Raw genomic sequence first — 23,413 nt, 5'->3', positions numbered from 1 at the left:
TTTTTGGATTAATTTGGCGATTTTTGCAACACAAAATCACCTAATAATAGAACATCATTGTAAAACCCAAATGTACAGTTATGTAAAACAAATGTTAAGTTGTGTAAATGAGTCGAGAGTCAAGGGGACAGGTTCCTTGACTCATTTTTGGGGTGTGTCCGTGAGTCACGGGACCTGTCCCTCTGACTCATAACAAACACCCGTTCCCGTGTTTTTAAAAAATATTTAACAAACTGTTCCTTTCCATTACATTGATTTCCGCTTTGTCTCGCGGCACTTCACATTGCCAGTGTAAGGATTTATTGGCACCTTTGGTTTCGATTTGATCGACCTGGTAGGTTGTCCATACAGCCTTTCTAGGAGAAAGTTCCAAAATGGCATATCCGTGTGTGGCACTGTCGAACAGCTTGGTAGATGGATTTTCAAGTTTAATGATATTTTGTACGTGTCCTAATAACAACTCGGAAGTGACCGTACTTAAACTCCCTAATGTGCCTAGTAATTCACTTATCAACTCATCTAAAGCAGGTAAAGGGACAGGGCTAGAATTGGTAGGAAGGTTGTTTAAAGCATTGCGAATCGCTTCTCGTAAATTGCTAGAAGTGACCGACCCTACCATAAATTCTACGCCAAAGGCTTCTGAATCGGGATCCTTATTATAATCTTCTTTCATTAAAGAAGCCTCAAAAGTATGGAGATCGCCGGTTAACGTAATTAAGTTCTTAATCTGATGCGCCTTTAAATGGCTGGCAATGGATGTGCGTTCAGCAGCATAGCCATCCCACGCATCAAGATTGAAGTAACGTCCTAATAATTTTAACGGGGCGAATTGAACTTCATTTCCCCAAATTTTCCACGTTGCCTCTGAGTTCGTCAGCTTATCCAAAAGCCATTCCCGCTGCCCAAAACCCAGCATGGTTCGGTTTGGATTATTGATATCCTCACAGCCTACGGCAAAATATTTGTCCATTACTTCCGGTCCACAAGGGTGAGGACTGCGATAGAGACGTTCATCGGTCATGACCAATTCTACTAAGCTTCCAATTTTAAAGGAACGATAGATACGGATGGATTGATCAAAAGGAAGGCTCTTGTCAAACTGAACCCTTGCCGGCATATACTCAAACCAAACCTGATTGGCAACAAGACGACGTTTAGGGTCAGGACTTAAACTGTCATCTGGAGCAATCGCTGGATAATAAGTGTCATTCGCAAACTCATGGTCATCCCAAATTCCAATCATAGCATGGTTTTCATGAAGCTTTTGGAGGTCTTGATCCTCACGATATGTACGATATAGTGTTCGGTAATCGTCCAATGTCTTTGCCTTTGTGCCGCCACTCGGAAGTAAAATTTTTCTGCCTTCTATCGGGCTTTGATATAAAGGATCCCCCACCGATTCATAAATATAATCGCCGACATGGATAACAAAATCTATTTCTTCATCAGCAAGATGGTGTAATGCGTTAAAATAACCATTCGTATAATCCTGGCAGGTGATATAACCGAATTTTACAGGGACCGCATCGGTTTCTTTAGGCAAGGTCTTGAATCTGCCCGTTTGGCTTACGTACCCATTTTGTGTGATAAATCGGTAGTAATAAACGGTTGATGATTCAAGCAGACCATCAACATCCAAACGAACAATATGGTCAAAATCCTTCCAAATCGGCGTGAATCCTGTTAAAACGGGCAGCTGGAAATCTGGTGTTTTACTGATATCAACCATTACGACTTGTCCTGTTTCAATGAGATCAGAGAGTTGACTGTTTCCAGCATTAAGTCTATTAGCCAACCATTGAATCATACTTGAATCAAATTGATCAGCAGATAGACCTTGGATTCCTGTAACATCTGGATTAACTCTTGTCCAAAGGATAGCACCTTTCGGAGTAGGATCACCAGAAGCAACAGATTGAGTAAATCCGGCACCGATTGGATATTTCACCTCGTAGCGATGAGCATGTCCCAAATTTTGGGCGCCAACAGCTTTTGCCAGAGTATGGGATGGTGACAAAATACCTGTACTTTCCAGTGCGAATAATGCTGATCCCGCTAAAAATGTTTTTAAGAGTTTTCTTCTACCATGATTCATTTGAGTTGAAGTCTCTACGTTATTCCTCTTATGTTGATCCATTCAATTACCCCTTCCTTTATTATTCTTTTCTAACAATATAAAAAAGGTACTATATACGGGCGGGCACCTTTGGTATCAATATACTATCAGTTCACTATTAATTGTTAATTACAAAACTATTAATATTTTACAAATGAGTAAGGGGACTGGTTCCTTGACTCATTTTTTTGGTGTCGTGAGTCAAGGGACCTGTACCTCTGACTCAAAGGAACTATTCCCCTATTTCACATTGTTCCTCTATCATCCTACAATTTTACTAAATTCGACATATTTACCAAATGTTTATAATCTTCGAATTAACTCTTAATAATTGTTACCTATGATTTTAATTGAATCTTAGATAGGAGGAATCATACATGACAGAAAAGGAAAATCATCATTTTACAGACGAGGTTGGTCGTAGAAATTTTTTAAAAACAACCGGAAAGGGAGTAGGAATTGCATTAGGTGCTACATTGATGAATACATTACCCGTCAATTTTGCATCCGCTGAATCTTCTGCGTCCTCTAATTCTAGCAATCTAGCTTATCCATTTACTCTAGGAATCGCTTCCGGTGACCCACTACCTGATAGTGTGGTTTTATGGACAAGACTTGCACCTGACCCTCTAAATGGAGGAGGCATGCCAAGCCACCCTTTCCCTGTGCAATGGGAGGTTTCTCTTGATGAAGATTTTAATCATGTCGTAAAAAGAGGAACCGAACTATCCAAACCTCAACTTGCCCATTCCGTTCATGTAGAAGTGGAGGGCTTAAAACCTTCTACATGGTATTACTACCGTTTCAAAAGCCAAGATCATTTTAGTCCAGCTGGCAAAACAAAGACAGCTCCAGCTTACGGCAGTCCATTAGATAAACTAAGTTTCGCCTTCGCTTCCTGCCAGAACTGGCAAGCAGGCTTTTACACTGCTTACCAACATATGGCCAAGGATGACCTAGATTTAGTGGTCCATTTAGGTGATTATATTTACGAAGGAAAGCATAGCTCAAACGTTCGACCGAACAAAGAGGTTTACCCCGAAATTTACACGCTTGAAGATTACAGAAATCGTTATGCTTTATATAAGTTAGACAGTGATTTACAGGCAGCACATGCCAGCTTCCCATGGATTGTTGTATTTGATGATCATGAGGTCGATAACAACTGGGCTGGAGAAGTTCCTCAAGATCCACACAAACAATCACGCGAGGATTTCTTAAAACGAAGAGCACTTGCCTTTCAAGCCTATTATGAACATATGCCGCTTCGACGGACCTCGTTCCCAGATGAAAATAGTATCCAATTATACAGACAGTTGTCTTTTGGGAATTTAGTTGATTTTAATGTACTAGACACACGTCAGTTTAGAGACACACTCGTCAATTACAGTGTTTGGCAGAAGCCATCACCAGAATCCATGGACCCAAACCGCAGCATTTTAGGTGAACAACAAGAGCAATGGTTATTAGATAAGTTAGGAACTTCACAGGCTAAGTGGAATGTTCTTGCACAGCAGGTGTTTTTTGCAAAGCGAGATAACAAATTAGGGGTTGAAGAGGAAATAAATATGGACAAATGGGATGGATATTCGGCTACACGAGACCGTATTTTACATTTTGTCCAAGAAAAAGGGATTTCCAATCTTGTCGTTTTGACTGGTGATCAACACAACAACTGGGCGAATGAAATAAAAGCTGATTTCAATGATCCGAATTCAGCTAATCTCGGAGTAGAGTTTGTTGGCACATCCATTTCATCAGGAGGGAATGGCGCAGATAGCAATAATTCCTTAAAACTTGCCCTTGCTGAAAACCCGCATATTAAATTTAATAACAATCAACGCGGATATGTACGCTGTACCGTAACTCCAGAAAACTGGCAAACCGATTTTATGGTGCTTCCATATGTCAATAGACCAGGCGCCCCTATTCAAACCCGTGCTTCATTCAACGTAGAGAATGGAAAGCAAACCTTACAGCAACTTGCAGTAGCACAAGCTTAGTTCTGTCTTGATAAAAAGAAATTATTAAAAGAATAGGAAGTGTTGAAAAATGAAGAAGAAAACCATTGTATCATTAGCTGCACCATTTGTATTGGCGACATCTCTATTTGGAACTGCTGCAAGTGCAGCACCGAGTGATAACTGGTTAAAAAGCAGCAAAACAGAGTTAAGTGCTCACCGTGGCGCTCAAGTGGCAGCTCCTGAAAACACATTAGAGGCGATCACTCAGGCTGGAAAATTAGGATATGGCTTTGTTGAAATTGATGTCCAACAAACAAAGGATGGTCATTATATCTTAATGCACGATAAAACGATTGATCGTACCACGACTGGTACTGGAAATGTGAAAGATTTGACATTAGAAGAAATTCAACGTGTTCAAATAGAAGATAAAGCAGGAAATGTCACAGAATATAAAGTACCCACATTAGAAGATGTATTAGACGAAGCTCATAAATACGATGTTGGTATCAATTTTGACGGCTCAAAAGGTGATTGGCATGATAAGGAATTCGTAGACGGTCTTATGGAAGAAGCTGAAGAAGCGAAAGTATTAAATCATTCATTTTTTGTCTTAAGTAATGATGACATTCGAGATCAATTTAACGAATGGTACCCAGAAGCAACTGTAACATTCCTTGGAAATGCATTAACCAATCTAGAGAGCGATATTGAAGAGTTAAAGCAATATGAAAATGCCATTTATACAACATCGATTAAAAATGTAGATGAAGAAAGTGCTAAAGAAATTAGAAAAGCAGGCCTAAAACTACATGTATACTCTGTGAACACAGCAGAAACCTATGAAAAAGCGAAAAAGATTCATCCTCGTCTGATTGAAACTGATGTGATTATTCCCTAAATCATTATGGAATGAATGCATATGAAACACCGGGACGGAACCGTTCCGGTGTTTTACAAATTTGTCCTGCCTCCTAAGAGTTAAAGTGAATTTTAACTCTTGGGATGTATTTTTGTAAAATAAATTTTCGGGAAGAACACAGCAACCGTACTCTCAGACCGGATATTGTATTGTTATCGTTGTTTTCTATCTGAATGCTTCTAAAATAGACACTGCATTTCCACTATTTTCAAGTTTGGCAAATCCTCTTCCTCTTTTCCTACCTGTTCCCAAAAAAACAATTAAAATCCTAGTGAAAATAGTGATTCATAAAGGTCCCATAATCAAAATGGGAGTTAGATTCATACACCTCTTCCCTACCATTATCGGGTTCACCAGTCGGAGTTAAAAAATGGAACTACCTCTTTTCAGAGATAGTTCCGTGTGATCGAATCTATTAATCATTTTTTATTTATGGGCAGGTAGTGTCAATGCCTCACTCAGAACTCTGCCTTGAGCGTCTTTTGGTGAACGTGTTCCCAGTATTTTTGAAATGGTTGGTGCGATATCAATGAGTTTAGCATCATTCACTAGGGCATGATGACGAATTTTGTTTCCGGAAAGGATAAGCGGTACCTCCATTTCTTCCAAGCTTCCATGAGATCCTCTATCTTTTCCATCGTTGAGCAATGAGAAGCTCCAAGGCGCTTCTGCTTCCAGGACAAAATCACCTACTTTATCACTAGCATGTAAAGCTTTTAAGTCCTCTTTCTCAAGAATCCTTGCTATGTGTGGAACTTGTTCAAATGCTTGTTTTACCCGTTCATAACCTTCTGGAGTGGCAGCATTTCCACGTAATGTAATATCGGCGAGTCGTACATTCTGGACAATAATTACATCTGTCTCCTCTGCTGCTGATTTGCCCGTAGTAAGAATTTCTGGTTTAAAACCCGCTTCAGTGAGCTCATTCAAAAGAAACTGAGCCAATGAGGGATTCCAAGTAGTCATACCGTGATCACCTGTCACGATAAAAGTAGTTTTATGATAAATTCCTACATCTTTCGTCGCTTGGATCAAACGCCCGACCTGACGATCTAACTCAGCCATTAGACCGCCTATACTGGGGCTATCCGGACCTTCTTCATGAACAAGCCCGTCCAAATCGCTTCCGTAAACTGCTAAAAAGTCAGGAATCTTTGGAACGGTTACCATTTGTCCGCCAGAATTAACCGGTCGCTGGTTTAAAATATCAATCGCTGCATCCACGCGCTTTTCAAAAGATCCACCTGGCTGAACATAGAGTTGTTCAGGGTTGCCATAAGACGTTCCGTAATTCTGGACCATGTACCATTGGACAGATGCTACCGTTTTTCCTTCAGAAGCTAGGCTCTCGGCAAGAGTTTCTGCTGCAAGAAAACGATTTTGCCCAATTGCTTTATCTTGTTCAAGATCATAGTAAGCGGATGTATTACCATGAACTTCCGGATAGGCTCCCGTCACCATTGATGCGCGTGCGGAATTAGAAATTGACTTATACGTGCTTAGCGCTGTTGTATGAGTACCCTGTTTGATTAGAGAATCAAGATTAGGTGTGTCTGCTCTATCAAGAAACTCTGGGTCAAAACCATCCCAATCGATCAAAATGACATGTTCTGAATTTTTTTTGGCAGAAAGATTATCAGATTTGGCCAATGGTGTTGAAACAGGGGTTAAGAGTAAAACTAAAACAAGACAAAGAAACATATTTTTTCGGAACAACTTCATTATGATTCCCTCCTTTTTAATGTACTAACTATTAGAATCATTTCGATTATAATAGTTTTGTATATAAGGAGGATGAATAAGCTGTAAATCTGATGTTAATATTTTTCCAATATTCAAATATAAAGTTGCACACACCTTATCATTTCAGATAAGATAAAGCTTTTATCTCACTTTCATACCTTTGTTGCTTGTCACTTCCCGATAACCGAACGATTAACAGTGTCGCGGTATAAGATTAAGGCTGTCTGCCATTTCTCCAACTCATTTCCTACCATCTAATGAGTCAAGGGACCTGTCCCTCTGACTCACTCCGGTCCATTTTCCCTATATATAACATTATTCGATAAAACCAATCTCAAATTGATATTGAATATTAGATAAATGTTCAATATTATAGATTAATATAAATAGTACATAAGCTTGGAGGGGAAAAAGTTCAAAAAAATTGAAGCGATTATAAGACCAGAAAAGCTTACGGATACGATAAAAGGGTTAAAGAATATCGGAATTACAGGCTTTACCGTATCCCAGGTTGTGGGTAGAGGAAAACAAAAAGAAAGCCAAGGCGTTTATCGCGGAAAAAATTATAAAGTTACCCTTCGTCCTAAAGTGAAATTGGAGATTGTTCTTTCCGATCATATGGTCAAGCAAACGATTACGGCCATAATTGCTTCTGCACAGACAGGAGAAGATGGAGATGGTAAAATTTTTGTTTATCCGATTCTAGAAGCCTATAACATTAAAACAGGTGAACCAGACTTAAATATAGACGACCTAGCAGATCAGGAGGGTGAAACAACATGGAACTAATCTATTTAAATACCGTATGGATTGTGTTAGCTGCGGCAATGGTGTTATTCATGGAAGGTGGATTTAGTTTATTAGAATCTGGTTTTGTTCGAACGAAAAATGCGGTCAATGTTACGATGAAGATTTTTGTTGATTTAACCGTTGGAGTGTTAGCTTTTGGGCTTATTGGTTTCGGCATTATGTATGGGAAAGATGCCTTTGGATTGATTGGAACGACGTTATTTGGCAGTCCAGAAAAGATTGCTTTATCCATTGAATTACCTAGTGCAGCTTATGTTCTTTTTCAAATGGGATTTGCCGTCGCTTGTATCTCGATTGTTTCGGGTGCAGTAGCTGAACGTATGAACTTTAAAGCCTATATTGTAACGGTAGCGCTTATGTGTATCATCATCTACCCTCTTTCAGGTCATTGGATTTGGAACAGCGAAGGTTGGTTAGCCAAATTAGGAATGAAGGATTTTGCAGGCTCTGCTGCCATTCATGCACTTGGTGGATTTGTTGCCTTTGCGATGGCAAAAATATTGGGACCAAGAAAAGGAAGATTTAATTCTGATGGTAGTGCGAATGTATTTGCACCTAGTAACATTCCTTTAGCTTCGGCTGGTGCGTTTATTTTATGGTTTGGTTGGTTTGCTTTTAATGCAGGAAGTACATTAGATGCATCCGATGCATCCCTTGCAACAATTGCCCTTAATACCATGCTTGCTGGTGCAAGTGGGGGTTCCGCTGCTCTCTTCATGACCATGAAAAAGTTCGGAAAAGCGGACCCAAGTATGACGATCAATGGTGTATTAGCCGGCTTGGTAGCCGTAACTGCGGGATGTGCATTTGTTTCTCAGTGGAGTGCCATCATCATTGGCGTGATCAGTGGTGTGATTGTGATTTATGCTACCTTATTCGTAGACACGTTAAAAGTGGATGACCCTGTTGGAGCAGTAGCTGTACACGGATTTAACGGAGTATTTGGAACAATTGCAGTTGGTTTGTTCGATACCTCACAAGGTCTTTTTACAACTGGTGATTTTTCACTCTTAAAAGTACAATTATTAGGTGCAATCGTCGTAGTGGTTTGGGGGCTTGTCGGTGGAGCTTTAATTGCGAAGGTATGTGAAGCAACAGTCGGTTTACGAGCAAGCGAAAGCGAAGAAGAAGAAGGATTGGATATGTCCTACCACGGAATTCCAGCATATAATGAATTAGAACGTTTCACAGATTTCCCTACAAGTTTATATGATTTTGAAGAAACAACCGGTATCATAGTTGCACCTGCTAACAACAACACATGAGTCAAGGGGACCTGTCCCTCTGACTCATTTCTTTACAATAACCTATTAAGTTTGTCCTAATAAAATATTAATTAACTTTTTTTTACAAAGTAGCTTCTTTCTCTCTTCTTTGATTCGGTACTCTTTCCTTTTTTCCATGTAGAATGTAGTAAAGAATAATGGATACTAGAATTACAAAGACCATCGCAAAAAATAAACCACGGTATCCAGTAATGGGAACGAGGAATCCGAGTAAGAAAGGTCCTACACCCAGTCCTAATTCATATAAAATATAATAAGTAGAAGTAGCCAATCCTACTCTACTACGCGGAGTGACTTTGATAGCAATGGCTTGAACAATCGAAATAAAGTTCCCATATCCTAAACCAATCAGAGCAGCAGCTATTAATAAGGTCCATCCTTGATGTGCCTGACTAAATAACAGCATACCCAATGCAAAAATGATCAGGCATGGATATACTACGATATTTGGCCCTTTTTGATCCATCCATTTCCCCGTGAAAGGTCTTGAGAGTAAAACGAAAGTGGCATAGACTAGAAAGAAAAATCCTCCAGCCTCTTCTAATTGAATCTCCTCCGCATAAATAGACAGAAAAGACATAATGCCTGAATAAGCGAAACCAATCACAAGTGCGACAAACGAGATAGGGACAGCCTTGGGCTCAATAAAATAGGAGAGTTTTATTCCCTTTTCGCCTTTATCTTGATTTTTGTTCGACAGTTGCTGACCAGGAATATTCATAGAAAATGAGAGGACTAGGCAAATCATCGCTAAAATAAAATTAAATAAAAAGATCATCGAAAAATTTGAATTCCTTGTTAAAAGGATTCCTATATACGGACCAATGGCAGAAGCTACAATCGCACTCATGCTAAAATAACCAATTCCTTCTCCTCGTCGATTTTCAGGAATGGTTTGAGCAACAATCGTTCCTGCGGCAGTACTGACAATTCCTACAGATATGCCATGTAAAAGTCTATTAATAAGTAATAATGGTACATTAATAGCTGCATAATATAGTGCTGTTGTGATCATGAAGAAAGCGAGGCCAAACCGCAAGGTTTTCTTACTACCGTTATCCTGAATGATTCTTCCTGCCATCAATCGCCCGATTAAACAACCAATAATAAAAATACCTGATACAAGTCCGGCAACACTTGCAGGTGCATTGAATTCTTCTACCGCATAAGGAGCAATGGTCACCATTAATAAGAAATAAACCATGATGATTAAAGTATTAATCAAAGATACTACTATAAATTCCTTTGTCCAAAGTTTTCCCTTACCCATCCTATTCCCTCCTAAATTCTTTCCGAACAATACTCAAAATTCAATGGACTTCACATGGTTCTTCTCTGTCATTCACATCATGAATCTTGTTGAATGGTTCTTCTCTATATGCCAAGTTAGGAAAGGGTTTGTATGTAACGCAATGTATCCTTACTTCTTTGTGGAGAATGATTGTTACCCACCATTCCGGAAGAACCATTTCGGCTCCTACAAACGATGATGTATAAGCTAATGAAAATTGAATAGAAAGGAAAGTTCTCAAGTTTCTCCTCAAGCATCATGTTAAAAAAATCAGTGACTGGACATTTGTTCAGTCACTGTTTACCTTTTAGGATCTAACTACGTTTTTATTTAGAAAAGCAGCCGTACGTTTGTAAACGTCTTTATATTCATCAAGATGAGTAAATTTACCTAAGAAACCATGAGTAGCACCTTCATATCTTTTGGTTTCAACATGAACACCAGATTTCTTTAAATTCTCCGCAAATAGTTCCCCTTCATCCCGCATTGGATCATATTCTGCTGTAATAACAAGCGCTGCTGGAAGATTTTCTAAATTTTCTTCCCGAACTGGTGAAACAAGCGGATTATGTGGATCTACATCCCCTAATAAATAGAAGGAGTTAAATTCAGCTAATTGGTCACTTTCTACAAAATAGCCCTTTCCATTTTCCACTATTGATGGATACCGGAATTCACTGACATCAAGGTCTAGTGATGGATAAAATAATATTTGCTTACTTATCGTAAATTCCTTTTTCTCACGGGCCATTAGAGAAACGGTCGCAGCTAAGTTACCACCCGCACTATCCCCGGCAACGGCAATGGTTTCCCCGTCCCATTTTAATTCATCCTTATGTTCTGTGGCCCATTTGGTTGCATGATAGCAATCTTCTAATGCAGCAGGAAATGGGTGTTCAGGAGCAAGACGGTAATCAACAGAAATGACTTTATAGCCGGATTCCATGCAAATGGGACGGACAATTTCATCATGACTTTCTAAGTTTCCTGCGAAAAATGCTCCACCGTGGAAATACATGAGAAGTGGATAAGAATCTCTTTCCTCCGGAGTGTAAATTCTTACGGGTATATCGGCTTCAGGAATCGAAATGAGTTTTTCTTCTACAGAATAAACTTGTACACGTTTTTCAACAGGTAAAACGGGTGCATTGAATTCTTTTCTATATTCTTCTGGAATGAGTTTCTGTTTCGTTTCGGATTGTGGAATCGAATCCAAAACCTTTTTTATTTCGGGATGTACCGGCATCTGTATGTACCTCCTGTTTATTTTTTATTATTTTCGGATAGATCAACCTATCAAAAAACACACTATACTTCAGTGTTTGTGATTAATCACACATGTTTGCTTACAAGTCTCTAAGCTTTTTGTTTTTTAATCAATCATATTAATTAAATACTTTTTCAAAATGTTCTTTTTCAGGAAAAGCTGTTTCAGCCTCTTGCGATGGAAATACACGTGATAATTCTTGATATTTCGTTGCAATAGGTTTTCTTCGTGTCTCATATTTTTGTAACGCTTCTGCTACTGTTTTGGATTCACGTAAAGCTACAGCCAATGCACCTCCATCTTGGATGGCCTGATTTGCACCTTGACCTACATTATGAAGCATGGCATGTGCCGCATCCCCAACCAACGCTACGCAACTAGAGCTCCAACGTTCAAGTGGTTCGATATCATATAGGGGTCGACAAGTAAAATTCCCAATATTTAGGTTTTCGACAATTTTCTGTATCTTTGGATCGAAGTTCTTCAAGTGGTTAAGTATATCTTGTTTTGTCACTTCTGGTCGCCATGAGTCGTCTACAGATGGAGCTGTAACATCAAATGAAACTTGTTTTCTACGTTGTAATGGCAGTAAATACACCTGTACATGACCTTCCGCGTAAATTCGGAGGATATTATCGTCAGAAGCCATACCAAATGTATCTTCTTCACTTACCACCGCCCGGTAAGCATGGAATCCAGAGTAAACAGGCTTATCAGCACGAATTAACTCGGATCGAATAAGGGAACGAATACCATCTGCTGCAATAACTAAATCGGCTTCAATTGAGTGACCGTTCTCAAAATGAACCTCTGCGTAATTTTCATGAGGAATGATAGATTTACATCGGTGATTCAGATGAATGGAATCAGCTGGTAATGGCGCCAAAAAAGTGTCTAATAAATCGGCTCGATGAATTAATCTTGCCCAATTTTCATCAGGGTTGTCTGTCAAAATAGGCCAATGCTCTTTGATTTTGACTTCCCCATTTCCTGCGAGGATTTCCATGTAATCACTTTGACAGCTTTTCTCTTCAATTTGTTCGTAAATTCCCCAATCCTTGAACAATTGAATCGTTGGCGGACGTATCCCTATACCAGCACCTACCTCTGCTAAAGCGGGTGCTTGCTCATAAATTTCTGAACGAATTCCTTCTTTTTGCAAAGCAACTGCAGTTGCTGCACCACCAAGTCCTCCACCAATAATAGCCACTCTTAATTCAGTCATTTTTTTGTCTTTTAACAGCATAAATAACTTCCCTCCAAAGTGAAAATTGGGTTTGTGTACTATCAGTACACTTTAAAACCACAAGTTCATCTTACTAATATAAAAGTTTAAATTTCAAAGGATTTTTTTGAAAAAATAGAAATTCATTCGAAACGACTAAATTGGATGATGAGGCTATATTACTGAATTCTTGATTTTTTCTTAACTCTAAATATAATGAAAGTTAGGTATAAAGTTGTACTGCTAGTACAGCAAATTAGACGGAATAGTCCGATTCCTTCTACCTAAAATATAAATCATGATAAGGACTGAGTTTATGATGGGACCATTTTCTAGAAAACAAATCCAAAAAGAACGTGAAGACTATATCTTTCAAATTACTGAAGAAATTTTATCAGAAAAGGGTTATTATGATATGTCTATGGATGAAGTAGCATCTCGCGTTGGAATTAGTAAAGTTACACTCTATAGACATTTTAAGTCAAAAGAAGATCTTGTCTTTTCACTATTTTTCCGTCATTTGCCTAGTTTTCTTAAGGATTTGGATCAATTGATTTCGACTGACCTTCCTATAATCAAAAAGATAGAGTCCATTATTCATATGTGTATCTTAAATTTTTTAAAAAGGGATTCAGTATTTTCTCTATCCTTCATCTCCTCCTTAGGAGAACTTCCAATATTCCTAAAAAGTAAGCAAAAAGAACTCAAGAACATTGAACAGACTTTAGCAGATTATTTAATCCCGTTACTTGAGGAGGGTAAATCTAGGGGTGTGATTGATGGGGAAATTCCGTCAGAACTTCTCTTAAGAACATTTTTTGGTATCATTTCCTCGGTTAACTTACAACAAGGAATGAAAAATCATCCTTTGAGTAAAAATGCACTAGCCGAAATTGGTACACGACTTTATATGAAAGCCATTACTGTATAAAGAGTCAAGGGACCTGTCCCTCTGACTCAAAAGGCAATATAATTACTAATTTAGTAAAAGAAATACGAGGAAGAGATAAAAAGGTGTATTATAATGAATAAATTATAGATAGTTAACCAATCGACAAAGGAAAAAGAAGGCTGTTTACATAGTTACTATTATCATTAATATCATAACAAAGTTGGAGGCAGTATCATTGAAACAAACAAAACTGTGGACGAAAGACTTTATTATCATGTCTTCTGCGTCTTTTTTTATTTCATTAGTCTATTTCTTACTAGTGACAACATTAGCTGTATATGCCATTGAACAATTTAATGCGTCAGAAAGTATGGCGGGTCTTGCAGCTAGCATCTTCGTCATTGGAGCTGTTTTTTCTCGTCTCTTTACTGGTCGGTATATGGAAACAATCGGACGTCAAAAAGTGCTGTTTGCAGGACTTTTTTTATTTTTGGCAGCAACTCTGCTCTATTTTACTGTCACGAATCTGTATCTATTATTGTTTATTCGCTTCATTCATGGGTCTGCATTCGGCATATCAACAACGGCTTTAGCAACCGTTTTAATGGATATTATTCCTAAGGAACGTCGCGGAGAAGGCATTGGTTACTTTTCATTAAGTAGTACACTAGCAACATCGATTGGTCCATTCCTTGGCCTATATATTAGCCAGCATGCAGACTTCTCTATGATCTTTATCGTATGTACCATTCTTTCTATGATGAGTGTGATCATCTCATTATTTTTAAAAATCCCACGGACAGTGCTGACAGATGACCAGCACCATTCCTTGAAAGGGTTTAAACTATCAAACTTCTTTGAGAAAAAAGCCGTTCCTATTTCAATCATGATCACCATCATGGGATTTGTCTATTCAGGAATCTTATCTTTTATATCGGCATATGCAACTGAAATCAATTTAATAGAAGCAGCAAGTTTCTTCTTTCTTGTCTATTCAATTGTTCTCTTAATCTCGAGACCTATCACTGGTAAATTATTAGATAAAAAAGGAGATAACTTTGTTGTTTATCCGGCCATCCTTTCATTTGCGACAGGTCTATTGATTCTTAGTCAATCATACAATAGCTTCACCCTTCTCTTGGCGAGTGCTTTCATTGCACTTGGATTTGGAACGATGCAATCCTGCTTTCAAGTTATCGCCATAAAAGAAGCTCCACAACACCGGATAGGACTTGCGACTTCCACTTTTCTTATATGTATGGACTTAGGAGTTGGAATGGGGCCGTTTCTATTAGGTTCCCTCATTCCATTGTTCGGCTTCCGTGGAGTATATTTAATGTCAGCCATAGTCGTTTTCCTATGTATCTTTTTATACTTTTCACTGCATGGGAAAAAAACTGCAAAACAAAAAATGTATTCCCAAGCGAGTTAGCAGAGTATGAGTCAAGGGGACAGGTTCCTTGACTCATTTTTTGGGTTTTACGTGAGTCACGGAACCTGTCCCTCTGACTCATCGGCTTTCCTTCTCCATCCAATCAACCAAATCCTCAAATTGACCATTTAGACGATAGGTTTCTGCCACTTCTTTCATTTTTTGATTTCTCTTAAAGCTAGTGGCTTTTCTATCCTTTATTTCTGCGGAATGTTCCTTTAGTTTATAGGCCATCGTTAACGTATCTTCATAGATTTTTTTCATATCCCATTGCTCTGAATCAATTTTTCTCGCCACTAGCCTTGAGCCTGATCCGCCTTTGTATTCCACTTCCCAAATGTAATTTAATGTCAAACCGCTAAGGTATTCCTTTTGGATGATCTGAAACCAAGCTCCGTTATAAACGCCCGAAAACTGTAGGTTAGGCGCATGTCTTAGATGACCATCACAACCTGCTAGGCAAGAAAACCCGGCACCGTTTACTGCTTTTACTAAGCTAGCAATATAGGGGTCTAATTTCATCGTATCTACTTTTAATCCATGCTTCCGATTGACAAAAGCTCTCCATTTGAAATGATATCCATTCATGCTAACTGGAAACTCGGCCCCTCTGTGCGTTGTAATTTTTTTCATCATCATTACGGGGAATCGGTTTACAAGTAATTGAAATCTGTCTCCATTCCAGAAAATTGGAATATTTAACTTTGATAATAGCGCCTTTAGATCTGTAAAATCTGAAGCCGCACTGCCATTTCCTAATATTAAAAATGGTCCCTGCTTTTCGACTAAAAAGCCCCTCATTTCCAATGCCTCCGCTAATCTTTCCTGACCATCCATTAATTCCAATGATAATAAATTTGATTTCATTTATATCGCCTCCTCATTTGTTACCCTAAGTATAAAACAAAGAGGATTACAAAATTGTAATCCCCTCCCGAGAGCGTGAGCCACGCCTCCTATTTCTATAATGAATACTTCCCTTTAACCGTTCATGATCCCATAGATATTTATTTCCAGCTGTTTTTAAAAGCTGTTTCCCCTCTATACCTGTCGCTTTTTTGATGTCAGAACGAATCTTATTGATCATTCTCGGAACATATGAATCCGACATATCAATGGAATTATAGCCCCATAGAACATCTGCAATCTGAGGAATGGATAGCCCTTCTTCACTTAGCATAATAGCTTCTAAAATTTGCGTGTTTACGGGTGAAAACGGCACACTTTCCACTTCCCCGTTCAATTCGGTCTGATAAGGATGAATGATTAAAACTACCCTCTCTCCGTTTGAGACACTGTTTTCAATTTCCTCTTCAGTTTCAATTAAGGTACCATGCTGCTGTGAAAGTGGCACATATCCCTTCTTTTTGGAAACCTTTATTTTTGCTTGGTAAGGCTTTAGAAAAATGGCTAGGGTTGGATCATGCTTTGCTTTTTCTTCTACCTTAAGCAAATATTGATAAGCATCTGTAACAAACAGGAGCTTGAAATAACAGAGTGCCATATTGCAATACAACTTATCTGTCGCCTTGTCATCCAATCCTAGTTTAATCGCACGTTCTGCATAAAATAAGGCTCCTTCATCATTATTCTGCTTTTCTAACAAAAAGGAAAGATGATAGCATGGCCGAGGGTCCTTTGGATCAATGTATGTCGCCTGCTTTAAGATACGAACAGCGCGGTCAAAATTAGAAAACTTCATTTTTTCATTTCTGCCAAGATTTAAATACAACCGCGATAAAGCTTGTAAGTATTCACTTTTATTCTCTTTATCTACTTGAATACATTTCTCATAAAGGGTAATCCCCGCCTGAATCCATTCCTGCTCATCCTCTTCATCATCAATTCCCTGCATATCCTCCCACTCCTCGAGCTGTTGTGTTAGGTGTTGTATGGTTTCCATGGGTGTACCTCCCTTTGTTCGTTTGAGACATTTTATTGAATTTGTTCCAAGTCCTTCCCTATTATCTAGCCTTAAAAGATAGGTACACTTGCTCTAAAAATTGTAAAAACCGATCATTATTAAAATCATAATAAGCAAGGTGATCATCACAGAACATCAGATGTATGGCATCCCGATTTTGGTTTATCCAAAAACATGTTTCTCGTTTTCTATTTGTTTTTATAGGAAGCTGGGTTAATTGTTCGACTTCATCCTCATTTATGCTGTTAGGCTTAATGTCAATAACAACAATCAAGTGTGGAGATTGTTCATTCGGTTGATCGTTCATATCAATCATCATCCATCGCTTTTGAGGTACACTCTTTAATAAAATTGAATATCCTTCTTTTCTATTGAAGTCCAGATCAATCTCATAATTAGTTGCAACAGTTTTTATAAAAGCGGTATTGATTTTCTTGGGATAAGAGTGGTTATACATCCATATACCTCCATTTTGATAAAACCCTATTTAAGTGGCACCCCTGTTATTTAACGACTTATTTTTAGGTTTATAACTAATAAAATCTGTCCTAATCAAAAAAATTACAAGTTTTTTCAATTAATCTCTACTGAAATCATTTTTGGGGGATATTTATTACTCCCCTCGTCTCATGAAATTTTATCGTTCATATATTCTAACCATCTTACTTTCCCTTCTTTTGGGGGTGGACTGGCATGGTAATAATAGGGTTGTTTATTATATGCCATCCCGACAATCTTATTATGTGGTAAAACATCTAATGCTAATTTTGCTAAATTTTTCACTTTTGGATCAGTACCCCAAGCCAAAATAACTGGACCTTTACATGCTGCAATTACTTGCTACAACTTTTTTAATCTTGAAGATGAAAAAATGCTATGGCAATTAAATCCTACCCTACTAGCTTCAAGAAGTTTTTCTTTAAATTCTATTAAGTTTCCGGCACGAATGTCGGAAAGATTTAGTAACAACACCTTATTCCAATGCTTCAATTGCATCAGTCGCATTACTTGGTACTGAGTGTTATCTGTTTTAGAGAGAATATAGCGTAATGGAGGAGACTCACCCGCACTAATTTGTGGGATTTGGTAAGTTGATTGATTTGGTGTACATAAACCGGGATTCACCAAAACAAATACAGCATCATAATAGTCCTGATTTTTTCTACCTTTTCGATAGACTTGGGCATAATTTCTACATTCGAAAACCTTCCCACCCATAGCTACGGTATAAAAGCTCCCTTCAACTTCAAATTCAGCCTTTAATCGTTCAGCATTGATAAACTCCATTTCATCTACTCCTTTTTTATCTTCGAAGAAGTTTGTCATGGATGTGTTTATGTTTATTTTCAAATAATTGTTTTGCTTTATTGACTGCTCTTACATACGTGCATCTACATTTTTATGTTTGTTCATTGCTTCAATTCTTTTCCTATCACAATATAAGGGTAAACCATCATCTCACTTGTTGATGTATCTTTCCCAAGCTTCTTTATTTCCCACTGATCATCAAGGTACTCAGACTGGGCACAACTTAACGCCTCATCTTGATTGGAAGCACAAACCACTGCCTCGTATCCCTGAGATTTCAAAAGATACAAATACAACGGAGGATGATGAATGTACTTGCGTAAGCCTATGATTTGCTCTAATTTCCTTTCAAACTTCTCAAGATTATGTAATGTATGTTTTTGTTTTTTGATGTTACTCTCCGTGTCACCTAAATAATGATCGATTTCTTTTACATATCCATCTGAAAACTCCACCCTTGTAATACAGGAAGGATGGTCAGTCGCAAATACATCTGGCTCAGGATAGTTAAATGATCGATAGTCGAATTCTTCCAATAACGTTTCTATTTTCTTGATTTTATTCTTTGTAATCTTAAATTCTTCTTCACCAAAGCATGCAACGTGCATATGTCCATTCCATTTAACCGTACCATCGTTTGTGACTTCCACGTCATACACAGGACAAGTTCCGTAGCACACCGTCCTAGACAAAAAGATTGTCGTAAACATTTTCTCACCACCCTTATAGTCTATTTCTCTTGCCAATAGCTAAACATTGAGTTTCATATCTTGCACATTACCCTCTTTTAGTTTGTCGCCAATACTCCATAATCCCTTATCTACTATTCGCCATTCCAAACCTGTCTCTTTCACTAATCCTCTAAAGAATTTGGTATATTCTTCGTAATGAATCCATGAATGTGGTTTCGTTTGTTTGTGAATTTCTTCGCCAACGCTCCACTTATACGTTCTCCATACTTTCACATCCAATATTGGATATTGTGCTGGATTCCAGATATGAATATAGTACGTAGGAAGAACGATGGATGTCTTTGTTAAAGTATCTGCCTTCCTTCTAAATACTTCGTATCCGATTTGATTATCCCGAAACTTTAATCCACATTCTAGCATTTCTTCTGTTAAAGCATGATCAATTGCCATTCTATTAGAAGATGTGGTCCCTGAAACATAATACGTGATACCTTTTACTTGAATAGGTTCACTTGTTGGTGTTCTTTTCATTGAAACTTTTCCTAATTTCCAATACATAAGATACTTAACGGCTTCTTTAAGTTCCTGTGTTACACTCTTCTCTTTGGAAACGTTCTCTAAAAAGTGATGGTAAAGATCTTTTGAATACTTAACTTCATTAAATTCATTTGCAGCCTCTATTAGAACATTCCTTGTGATACCATTTTCTGAAGTAAAATCTTGATTCATATCATTGTGAGACAAAACTGTCCAAATCATTTCATCTGTTTCTTCAACAAAGTAGCCTGATAACTCTGTTAATCTAGCCTTGGCCCATTCTTTTTGTTCCAACGTCAACCATGAATCACCATCGATATACTCATATTCTACTTCGTGAACAAAGGCTAAATAATATTGAGTGATCGCTGTATCATTCTCTATGTACTGCTGTATTTTTCGAACATCATCCTCAAAAGGCTTCAGATTTACATTTCCCTTATACTTCACTTCAATGATAGCTAGAATAGACTCAACATCCTCTTTCAAATGGTCATGATTACCGGGAATATCATTGAGTTTTACAATCGCGAGATCAGAAATAAAACCCTGGTAATGAAATTCTGTATAAATTCTTAAGTTATAATAATCTAGTAAATGATGAAGTTCAGTCCGTAAATGGTAATAAAGAGCATTTTTTAAAGTATCCTCTTTTAGTAAGTAATAGGTTTTATAATCTTGACGAATTTTTGTTACCCATACTTTTTTTATGGTCTGGTCAATTATTTCTTGCAATTTCCTTATGTTCATCTTACTTACTCCTTTCATTTGTTTTTTCTTCAGTAACGATTCCATTAGCCCCCTTTTTCACTGTGGTACAAAAGATGGCAGTAAATGGATGAAAACATCCATATCACTAATCTGACTTGTGAGAGTCTTGGTGACAGCTTCCTTGACTCATTTTTTGTGTTTTCCGTGAGTTAAGGGACCTGTCCCTTTGACTCAAAACCAAGTAAACTTATTCTATATAGTCAATGCTATTTAATTTGCAAAAGGCGATAGCTATTTCCTTATATTTAACATCTCGGTATTCATACCATTGTTTAGTCAGACCGATTTGATCAATAATGTTTTTAAATCTTCTAAACGCTCCCTTTCCCCGAATTGCATGGAGCAATTTATCTTGTATTTTAACATCAGAAAGGCTATAGCAAAATCTTTCCATTATCTTATAATCATTCATTTCAAACTGAGAAGGTAGTTCCACATACTTATCAATGCTGTCTATGATATCAAAAGCTATCTTCACTTCAGCTTGTTGCCATTCCGGTAAACCTTCATACTCTCCTTCGTCCGCAATTGATAAAGCTTCTTGTGAGACATATACAATTTCCCCAGTATTTAGATTGAGATACGAACAGGTCTCATCTGATTGCATCTCAATTCCTTGTAGTATGTGTTGAAGTTTCACTCTCATAAATATTATCCCTTCTATCAAATTTTATTGATTGTTTCCTACTTCACATAACTTACTAATATGATCTATCCTTTCGAACTCTAATATTCTGAAAATGCTTAATTTCATTGGGCAGAAAATAACCACAACCTTTACAGTAATAGCCTCGTTTCTACCTATCTACGATTTTATCATCAAATCGACAAGTCACAGTGGTAAAGCCCTAATATGTAGGCAACATGAAAACACCACAAAATCAAGTTATTTTGTTTATAAAACTCATTCTACAACTAATATAGTTATCCCTTCCGCTTTATTCCACACATCATCATGATAGAATTTACCTCCACAAAAATTACATAATCCCCCCCTTTTTTCTACATCCCATTACAAATACTGTTTTAATTTTTATTATAAGAATTATATACCATGATATACTAATGTTAATAATTTTTATGAACTTTCAAAGAATATGGAGTTAATAAATGGATGTAAAAGCTTAAACGGAACTTTTGAAACATTTAACTCACAAATCTTTCGAACAAATGCCTCTTTACAATTGGAGGTAAGTTTAAATGTTTACCTATTATTTTCATATCTTCTTTGTTCAACGTAATGTTACATTAATTAACCTCTCTTCGAATCAAATAGGCTATAATTAAAAGTAATTCTTGAGTATATCGAGGATGCCGATCATCTTCTCCAATACAAGGATGTAAAACCTAAATATGAAAAGTGAAAAAACAATTGACCGTGTATTCATTGATGAAAAAGAAAAGCTGGCGATGCAAACTTTCGCAGGAGTCAGATGGACAGGTCCGTTGACTCATGGAAAACCAAAAAAATGAGTCAAGGAACCTGTCCCCTTGACTCAATCCGGTAATGTAGTTGAGTGCTTTACTTCATTTTGTATGATTTGTAAGGCTTCTTTTCCAAAGAAGTCGCTAGATTTTTTTGATATTTCAATTAACATTTCATCATTTTTTAATAACGTCTTACGAATTCGTCTTATCAATTGTAGAGCATTTCCTCCAGTAATTTGCTTAGCTACACGTTCAAGCAGAACTTTTGCATCGACCGAATATTTGTCGGCAAAACTATGACACATGATCATATTCTTCCGAAGGCCATCAGAGTATTCTCCTGAGAAGGCTCGACGAATACATCCCCGAATCCCAGCGTGACCGTATGATATTTCAGAGACTGCTCGATAAAAAAGAACGATTCCATCTGCATGACTTGATTCCGGATGTAACCGCAGCTCACTAACTAATGAGACTAAATGTCGTACAACCACCTTAGCTGACTCAGTTGCGTTCCACCACTCCAACAAACGTTGTTGATCATCTGCACTCATACTTAGCGTTTGTGTATATGGCATGATTCACCCCTCCATTGTTAATCTTCTTAAAGTCTCGGAATCGCTTGAACGTTCTTAATCCGTGCACGAACCATTTCCCATTCAGGACCAAGAAGCATTTGACCCAGTCTGATGGCTTCTTTAATTCTTTTGGAAATTTGATTATTTAAATATCGACTTTGCTCAACCAGGTATAACACATCTAGAGAAGCCTCTTTAACAGCTAGTTCAAAGTTAGGACTTAATTGTTTTTCACTAATCCGTAATGTATCAAGGTCAAACACCAACATCTCTTTTGCAAGAGGAATCCGCTCTCCCTTAAGAAGACGTTGAATGGTTCCTTGGGCTGCGTCAAATCCATATCCTATATCAGCTACAGAAGCATGATATGGATTAAGTCCAGGTGTAGTACGTAAGGAAGGAATGGATCGAAATCCCGTGGTAATGGAGCATACGACTTCTTTAGCAGCCATTCCTTTCTCTAAAGAAGAATGGATGGCATGGAGATAAAAGTCTCTTTGGGTGGAGTTCATTTCCATATTGCTAGCTGTCATTTAGTCATCCCCTACTTTATGTTTAAATTTTACTTTTTATTGTATGTAAAAGAGAAAATTCTGGTCATCATCTTATATCTATATTGTCAGATATTTAAAAATGCTCCAATTCACAAAAGGAATGGAGCAGAAGCTTTGCAATATATAAAATCATTTAATTTCTAGGACTCGTGTTGCCACTATATTTGTGTGAATGAGGATGTGTGCCGTTTACAGTCGTTACTCCGTGAAATTTATGATAATGTCCTCCTTCACGTAAGGGTATGGCAGGCCCTGTAACACCGCGAATTTCATGTCTATGTCCATCATTGATGGAAGTAATCGTCATATATTTATGTGTATGTGGGACTCCAGTAGGTGCTGGTTCAGTTGTACCAGCATACCGATGTTCATGTCCATTATTAACAGAGGTAACTCCTGCAAAATGATGTTTATGAACAGGTCTACCGTCCCATGAAGTAAGATATAAAACATGCGAATGTTCCTGATCTGTTAAACCAGGTGTCTCAACCATATAACCTACAACGGGTATCTCCATATTTGGGTTCACCTTCCTATTTTGTTATCAAGTAATCATATGCTTATTAAGAAAAAAAATGTCTTTTGATTTAGAGCATCTCTTTTTCGTTTGTATCATTTGTCATCTTATCAAAAACTTGTAGATATGATCGTCGGTGAAGTTGTTCAATTAACT

The 23,413-nt window shown here is 37.6% G+C and carries 22 protein-coding genes; 6 read left to right on the top strand and 16 right to left on the bottom strand.

Going from position 1 to position 23,413, the window contains the following annotated elements; translation table 11 throughout:
* Positions 1 to 214: 214 nt before the first annotated feature.
* On the bottom strand, positions 215 to 2,137 hold the full coding sequence (locus Q5760_RS09825; RefSeq protein WP_428912004.1) for an alkaline phosphatase D family protein: 1,923 nt from the start codon (positions 2,135 to 2,137) through the stop codon (positions 215 to 217).
* A 356-nt stretch (positions 2,138 to 2,493) separates the two neighbouring features.
* Here Q5760_RS09825 and Q5760_RS09820 point away from each other — a divergent pair, with 356 nt between their 5' ends.
* Complete coding sequence (locus Q5760_RS09820; RefSeq protein ID WP_428912003.1) at positions 2,494 to 4,119, top strand: alkaline phosphatase D family protein; 1,626 nt, start codon at positions 2,494 to 2,496, stop codon at positions 4,117 to 4,119.
* A 49-nt stretch (positions 4,120 to 4,168) separates the two neighbouring features.
* Positions 4,169 to 4,981, top strand: a complete 813-nt coding sequence (locus tag Q5760_RS09815) for a glycerophosphodiester phosphodiesterase (RefSeq protein WP_428912002.1) — start codon at positions 4,169 to 4,171, stop codon at positions 4,979 to 4,981.
* Between the two features lie 447 nt (positions 4,982 to 5,428).
* On the opposite strand, the gene Q5760_RS09810 is transcribed toward Q5760_RS09815, so the two are convergent.
* Positions 5,429 to 6,724: an alkaline phosphatase family protein gene (locus Q5760_RS09810; protein ID WP_428912001.1), complete on the bottom strand. Its 1,296-nt coding sequence runs from the start codon at positions 6,722 to 6,724 to the stop codon at positions 5,429 to 5,431.
* Between the two features lie 420 nt (positions 6,725 to 7,144).
* Between Q5760_RS09810 and Q5760_RS09805 the strand changes: the two genes are divergently transcribed.
* Both Q5760_RS09805 and Q5760_RS09800 read left to right on the top strand, forming a co-directional pair.
* Positions 7,145 to 7,534 (top strand): P-II family nitrogen regulator, encoded by a 390-nt coding sequence (locus tag Q5760_RS09805; protein WP_428912000.1) that lies wholly within the window; start codon positions 7,145 to 7,147, stop codon positions 7,532 to 7,534.
* Positions 7,525 to 8,820 (top strand): ammonium transporter, encoded by a 1,296-nt coding sequence (locus Q5760_RS09800; protein ID WP_428911999.1) that lies wholly within the window; start codon positions 7,525 to 7,527, stop codon positions 8,818 to 8,820. Before Q5760_RS09805 ends, Q5760_RS09800 begins: the two co-directional genes overlap by 10 nt.
* An 82-nt stretch (positions 8,821 to 8,902) precedes the next feature.
* Here Q5760_RS09800 and Q5760_RS09795 read toward each other — a convergent pair whose 3' ends face one another.
* The 3 genes from Q5760_RS09795 to Q5760_RS09785 all read right to left on the bottom strand — a co-directional run bounded on the left by Q5760_RS09795 (position 8,903) and on the right by Q5760_RS09785 (position 12,645).
* Complete coding sequence (locus tag Q5760_RS09795; protein WP_428911998.1) at positions 8,903 to 10,111, bottom strand: MFS transporter; 1,209 nt, start codon at positions 10,109 to 10,111, stop codon at positions 8,903 to 8,905.
* A 328-nt stretch (positions 10,112 to 10,439) separates the two neighbouring features.
* Positions 10,440 to 11,378 carry an alpha/beta hydrolase gene (locus Q5760_RS09790; RefSeq protein WP_428911997.1) on the bottom strand — a complete coding sequence of 313 codons (939 nt, stop codon included), beginning with the start codon at positions 11,376 to 11,378 and terminating at the stop codon, positions 10,440 to 10,442.
* Positions 11,379 to 11,517: 139 nt separating this feature from the next.
* The gene (locus Q5760_RS09785) at positions 11,518 to 12,645 is read right to left on the bottom strand and encodes an FAD-dependent monooxygenase (RefSeq protein ID WP_428911996.1); all 1,128 of its coding nucleotides are present in this window, start codon (positions 12,643 to 12,645) and stop codon (positions 11,518 to 11,520) included.
* A gap of 277 nt (positions 12,646 to 12,922) precedes the next feature.
* Here Q5760_RS09785 and Q5760_RS09780 point away from each other — a divergent pair, with 277 nt between their 5' ends.
* Positions 12,923 to 13,555 (top strand): TetR/AcrR family transcriptional regulator, encoded by a 633-nt coding sequence (locus Q5760_RS09780; RefSeq protein ID WP_428911995.1) that lies wholly within the window; start codon positions 12,923 to 12,925, stop codon positions 13,553 to 13,555.
* Between the two features lie 196 nt (positions 13,556 to 13,751).
* Positions 13,752 to 14,948: an MFS transporter gene (locus tag Q5760_RS09775; RefSeq protein ID WP_428911994.1), complete on the top strand. Its 1,197-nt coding sequence runs from the start codon at positions 13,752 to 13,754 to the stop codon at positions 14,946 to 14,948.
* A 78-nt stretch (positions 14,949 to 15,026) separates the two neighbouring features.
* Here the strand turns inward: Q5760_RS09775 and Q5760_RS09770 are convergent, their stop codons facing one another.
* From Q5760_RS09770 to Q5760_RS09720, 11 genes are all read right to left on the bottom strand, one after another.
* Positions 15,027 to 15,815 (bottom strand): hypothetical protein, encoded by a 789-nt coding sequence (locus Q5760_RS09770; protein ID WP_428911993.1) that lies wholly within the window; start codon positions 15,813 to 15,815, stop codon positions 15,027 to 15,029.
* A gap of 46 nt (positions 15,816 to 15,861) precedes the next feature.
* Positions 15,862 to 16,851: a tetratricopeptide repeat protein gene (locus tag Q5760_RS09765; protein ID WP_428911992.1), complete on the bottom strand. Its 990-nt coding sequence runs from the start codon at positions 16,849 to 16,851 to the stop codon at positions 15,862 to 15,864.
* 61 nt (positions 16,852 to 16,912) lie between these two features.
* Entirely contained in the window at positions 16,913 to 17,329 is a 417-nt protein-coding gene (locus tag Q5760_RS09760; protein ID WP_428911991.1) for a hypothetical protein, read from the bottom strand.
* A gap of 170 nt (positions 17,330 to 17,499) precedes the next feature.
* Positions 17,500 to 17,655: a hypothetical protein gene (locus Q5760_RS09755; protein WP_428911990.1), complete on the bottom strand. Its 156-nt coding sequence runs from the start codon at positions 17,653 to 17,655 to the stop codon at positions 17,500 to 17,502.
* A gap of 57 nt (positions 17,656 to 17,712) precedes the next feature.
* A complete protein-coding gene (locus Q5760_RS09750; RefSeq protein ID WP_428911989.1) occupies positions 17,713 to 18,159 on the bottom strand; it encodes a hypothetical protein in 447 nt (148 codons plus the stop codon).
* 122 nt (positions 18,160 to 18,281) lie between these two features.
* Positions 18,282 to 18,926, bottom strand: a complete 645-nt coding sequence (locus Q5760_RS09745) for a DUF6438 domain-containing protein (RefSeq protein WP_428911988.1) — start codon at positions 18,924 to 18,926, stop codon at positions 18,282 to 18,284.
* 3 nt (positions 18,927 to 18,929) lie between these two features.
* Positions 18,930 to 20,159 (bottom strand): hypothetical protein, encoded by a 1,230-nt coding sequence (locus Q5760_RS09740; RefSeq protein WP_428911987.1) that lies wholly within the window; start codon positions 20,157 to 20,159, stop codon positions 18,930 to 18,932.
* A gap of 208 nt (positions 20,160 to 20,367) precedes the next feature.
* Positions 20,368 to 20,826 carry a UPF0158 family protein gene (locus tag Q5760_RS09735; RefSeq protein ID WP_428911986.1) on the bottom strand — a complete coding sequence of 153 codons (459 nt, stop codon included), beginning with the start codon at positions 20,824 to 20,826 and terminating at the stop codon, positions 20,368 to 20,370.
* An 850-nt stretch (positions 20,827 to 21,676) separates the two neighbouring features.
* Positions 21,677 to 22,186, bottom strand: a complete 510-nt coding sequence (locus Q5760_RS09730; protein ID WP_428911985.1) for a hypothetical protein — start codon at positions 22,184 to 22,186, stop codon at positions 21,677 to 21,679.
* Positions 22,187 to 22,212: 26 nt separating this feature from the next.
* On the bottom strand, positions 22,213 to 22,719 hold the full coding sequence (locus tag Q5760_RS09725) for a hypothetical protein (protein WP_428911984.1): 507 nt from the start codon (positions 22,717 to 22,719) through the stop codon (positions 22,213 to 22,215).
* Positions 22,720 to 22,873: 154 nt separating this feature from the next.
* The gene (locus tag Q5760_RS09720) at positions 22,874 to 23,257 is read right to left on the bottom strand and encodes a YmaF family protein (protein WP_428911983.1); all 384 of its coding nucleotides are present in this window, start codon (positions 23,255 to 23,257) and stop codon (positions 22,874 to 22,876) included.
* Positions 23,258 to 23,413 lie beyond the last annotated feature (156 nt).

Source organism: Niallia sp. Kr1, from assembly GCF_050389805.1.
Classification (GTDB): Bacteria; Bacillota; Bacilli; order Bacillales; family Cytobacillaceae; genus Bacillus_BD.
The sequence above is the reverse complement of the archived record's forward strand: the minus strand, read 5'-3'. Positions and strand labels throughout refer to the sequence as shown.

Bases quoted from the DNA above. Each gene is read 5' to 3' on its own strand.
- Q5760_RS09825 (WP_428912004.1), bottom strand. From the start codon at position 2,137: ATGGATCAACATAAGAGGAATAACGTAGAGACTTCAACTCAAATGAAT.
- Q5760_RS09820 (WP_428912003.1), top strand. From the start codon at position 2,494: ATGACAGAAAAGGAAAATCATCATTTTACAGACGAGGTTGGTCGTAGA.
- Q5760_RS09815 (WP_428912002.1), top strand. From the start codon at position 4,169: ATGAAGAAGAAAACCATTGTATCATTAGCTGCACCATTTGTATTGGCG.
- Q5760_RS09810 (WP_428912001.1), bottom strand. From the start codon at position 6,724: ATGAAGTTGTTCCGAAAAAATATGTTTCTTTGTCTTGTTTTAGTTTTA.
- Q5760_RS09800 (WP_428911999.1), top strand. From the start codon at position 7,525: ATGGAACTAATCTATTTAAATACCGTATGGATTGTGTTAGCTGCGGCA.
- Q5760_RS09795 (WP_428911998.1), bottom strand. From the start codon at position 10,111: ATGGGTAAGGGAAAACTTTGGACAAAGGAATTTATAGTAGTATCTTTG.
- Q5760_RS09790 (WP_428911997.1), bottom strand. From the start codon at position 11,378: ATGCCGGTACATCCCGAAATAAAAAAGGTTTTGGATTCGATTCCACAA.
- Q5760_RS09785 (WP_428911996.1), bottom strand. From the start codon at position 12,645: ATGCTGTTAAAAGACAAAAAAATGACTGAATTAAGAGTGGCTATTATT.
- Q5760_RS09780 (WP_428911995.1), top strand. From the start codon at position 12,923: ATGATAAGGACTGAGTTTATGATGGGACCATTTTCTAGAAAACAAATC.
- Q5760_RS09770 (WP_428911993.1), bottom strand. From the start codon at position 15,815: ATGAAATCAAATTTATTATCATTGGAATTAATGGATGGTCAGGAAAGA.
- Q5760_RS09765 (WP_428911992.1), bottom strand. From the start codon at position 16,851: ATGGAAACCATACAACACCTAACACAACAGCTCGAGGAGTGGGAGGAT.
- Q5760_RS09760 (WP_428911991.1), bottom strand. From the start codon at position 17,329: ATGTATAACCACTCTTATCCCAAGAAAATCAATACCGCTTTTATAAAA.
- Q5760_RS09750 (WP_428911989.1), bottom strand. From the start codon at position 18,159: ATGGAGTTTATCAATGCTGAACGATTAAAGGCTGAATTTGAAGTTGAA.
- Q5760_RS09740 (WP_428911987.1), bottom strand. From the start codon at position 20,159: ATGAACATAAGGAAATTGCAAGAAATAATTGACCAGACCATAAAAAAA.
- Q5760_RS09735 (WP_428911986.1), bottom strand. From the start codon at position 20,826: ATGAGAGTGAAACTTCAACACATACTACAAGGAATTGAGATGCAATCA.
- Q5760_RS09730 (WP_428911985.1), bottom strand. From the start codon at position 22,186: ATGCCATATACACAAACGCTAAGTATGAGTGCAGATGATCAACAACGT.
- Q5760_RS09725 (WP_428911984.1), bottom strand. From the start codon at position 22,719: ATGACAGCTAGCAATATGGAAATGAACTCCACCCAAAGAGACTTTTAT.
- Q5760_RS09720 (WP_428911983.1), bottom strand. From the start codon at position 23,257: ATGGAGATACCCGTTGTAGGTTATATGGTTGAGACACCTGGTTTAACA.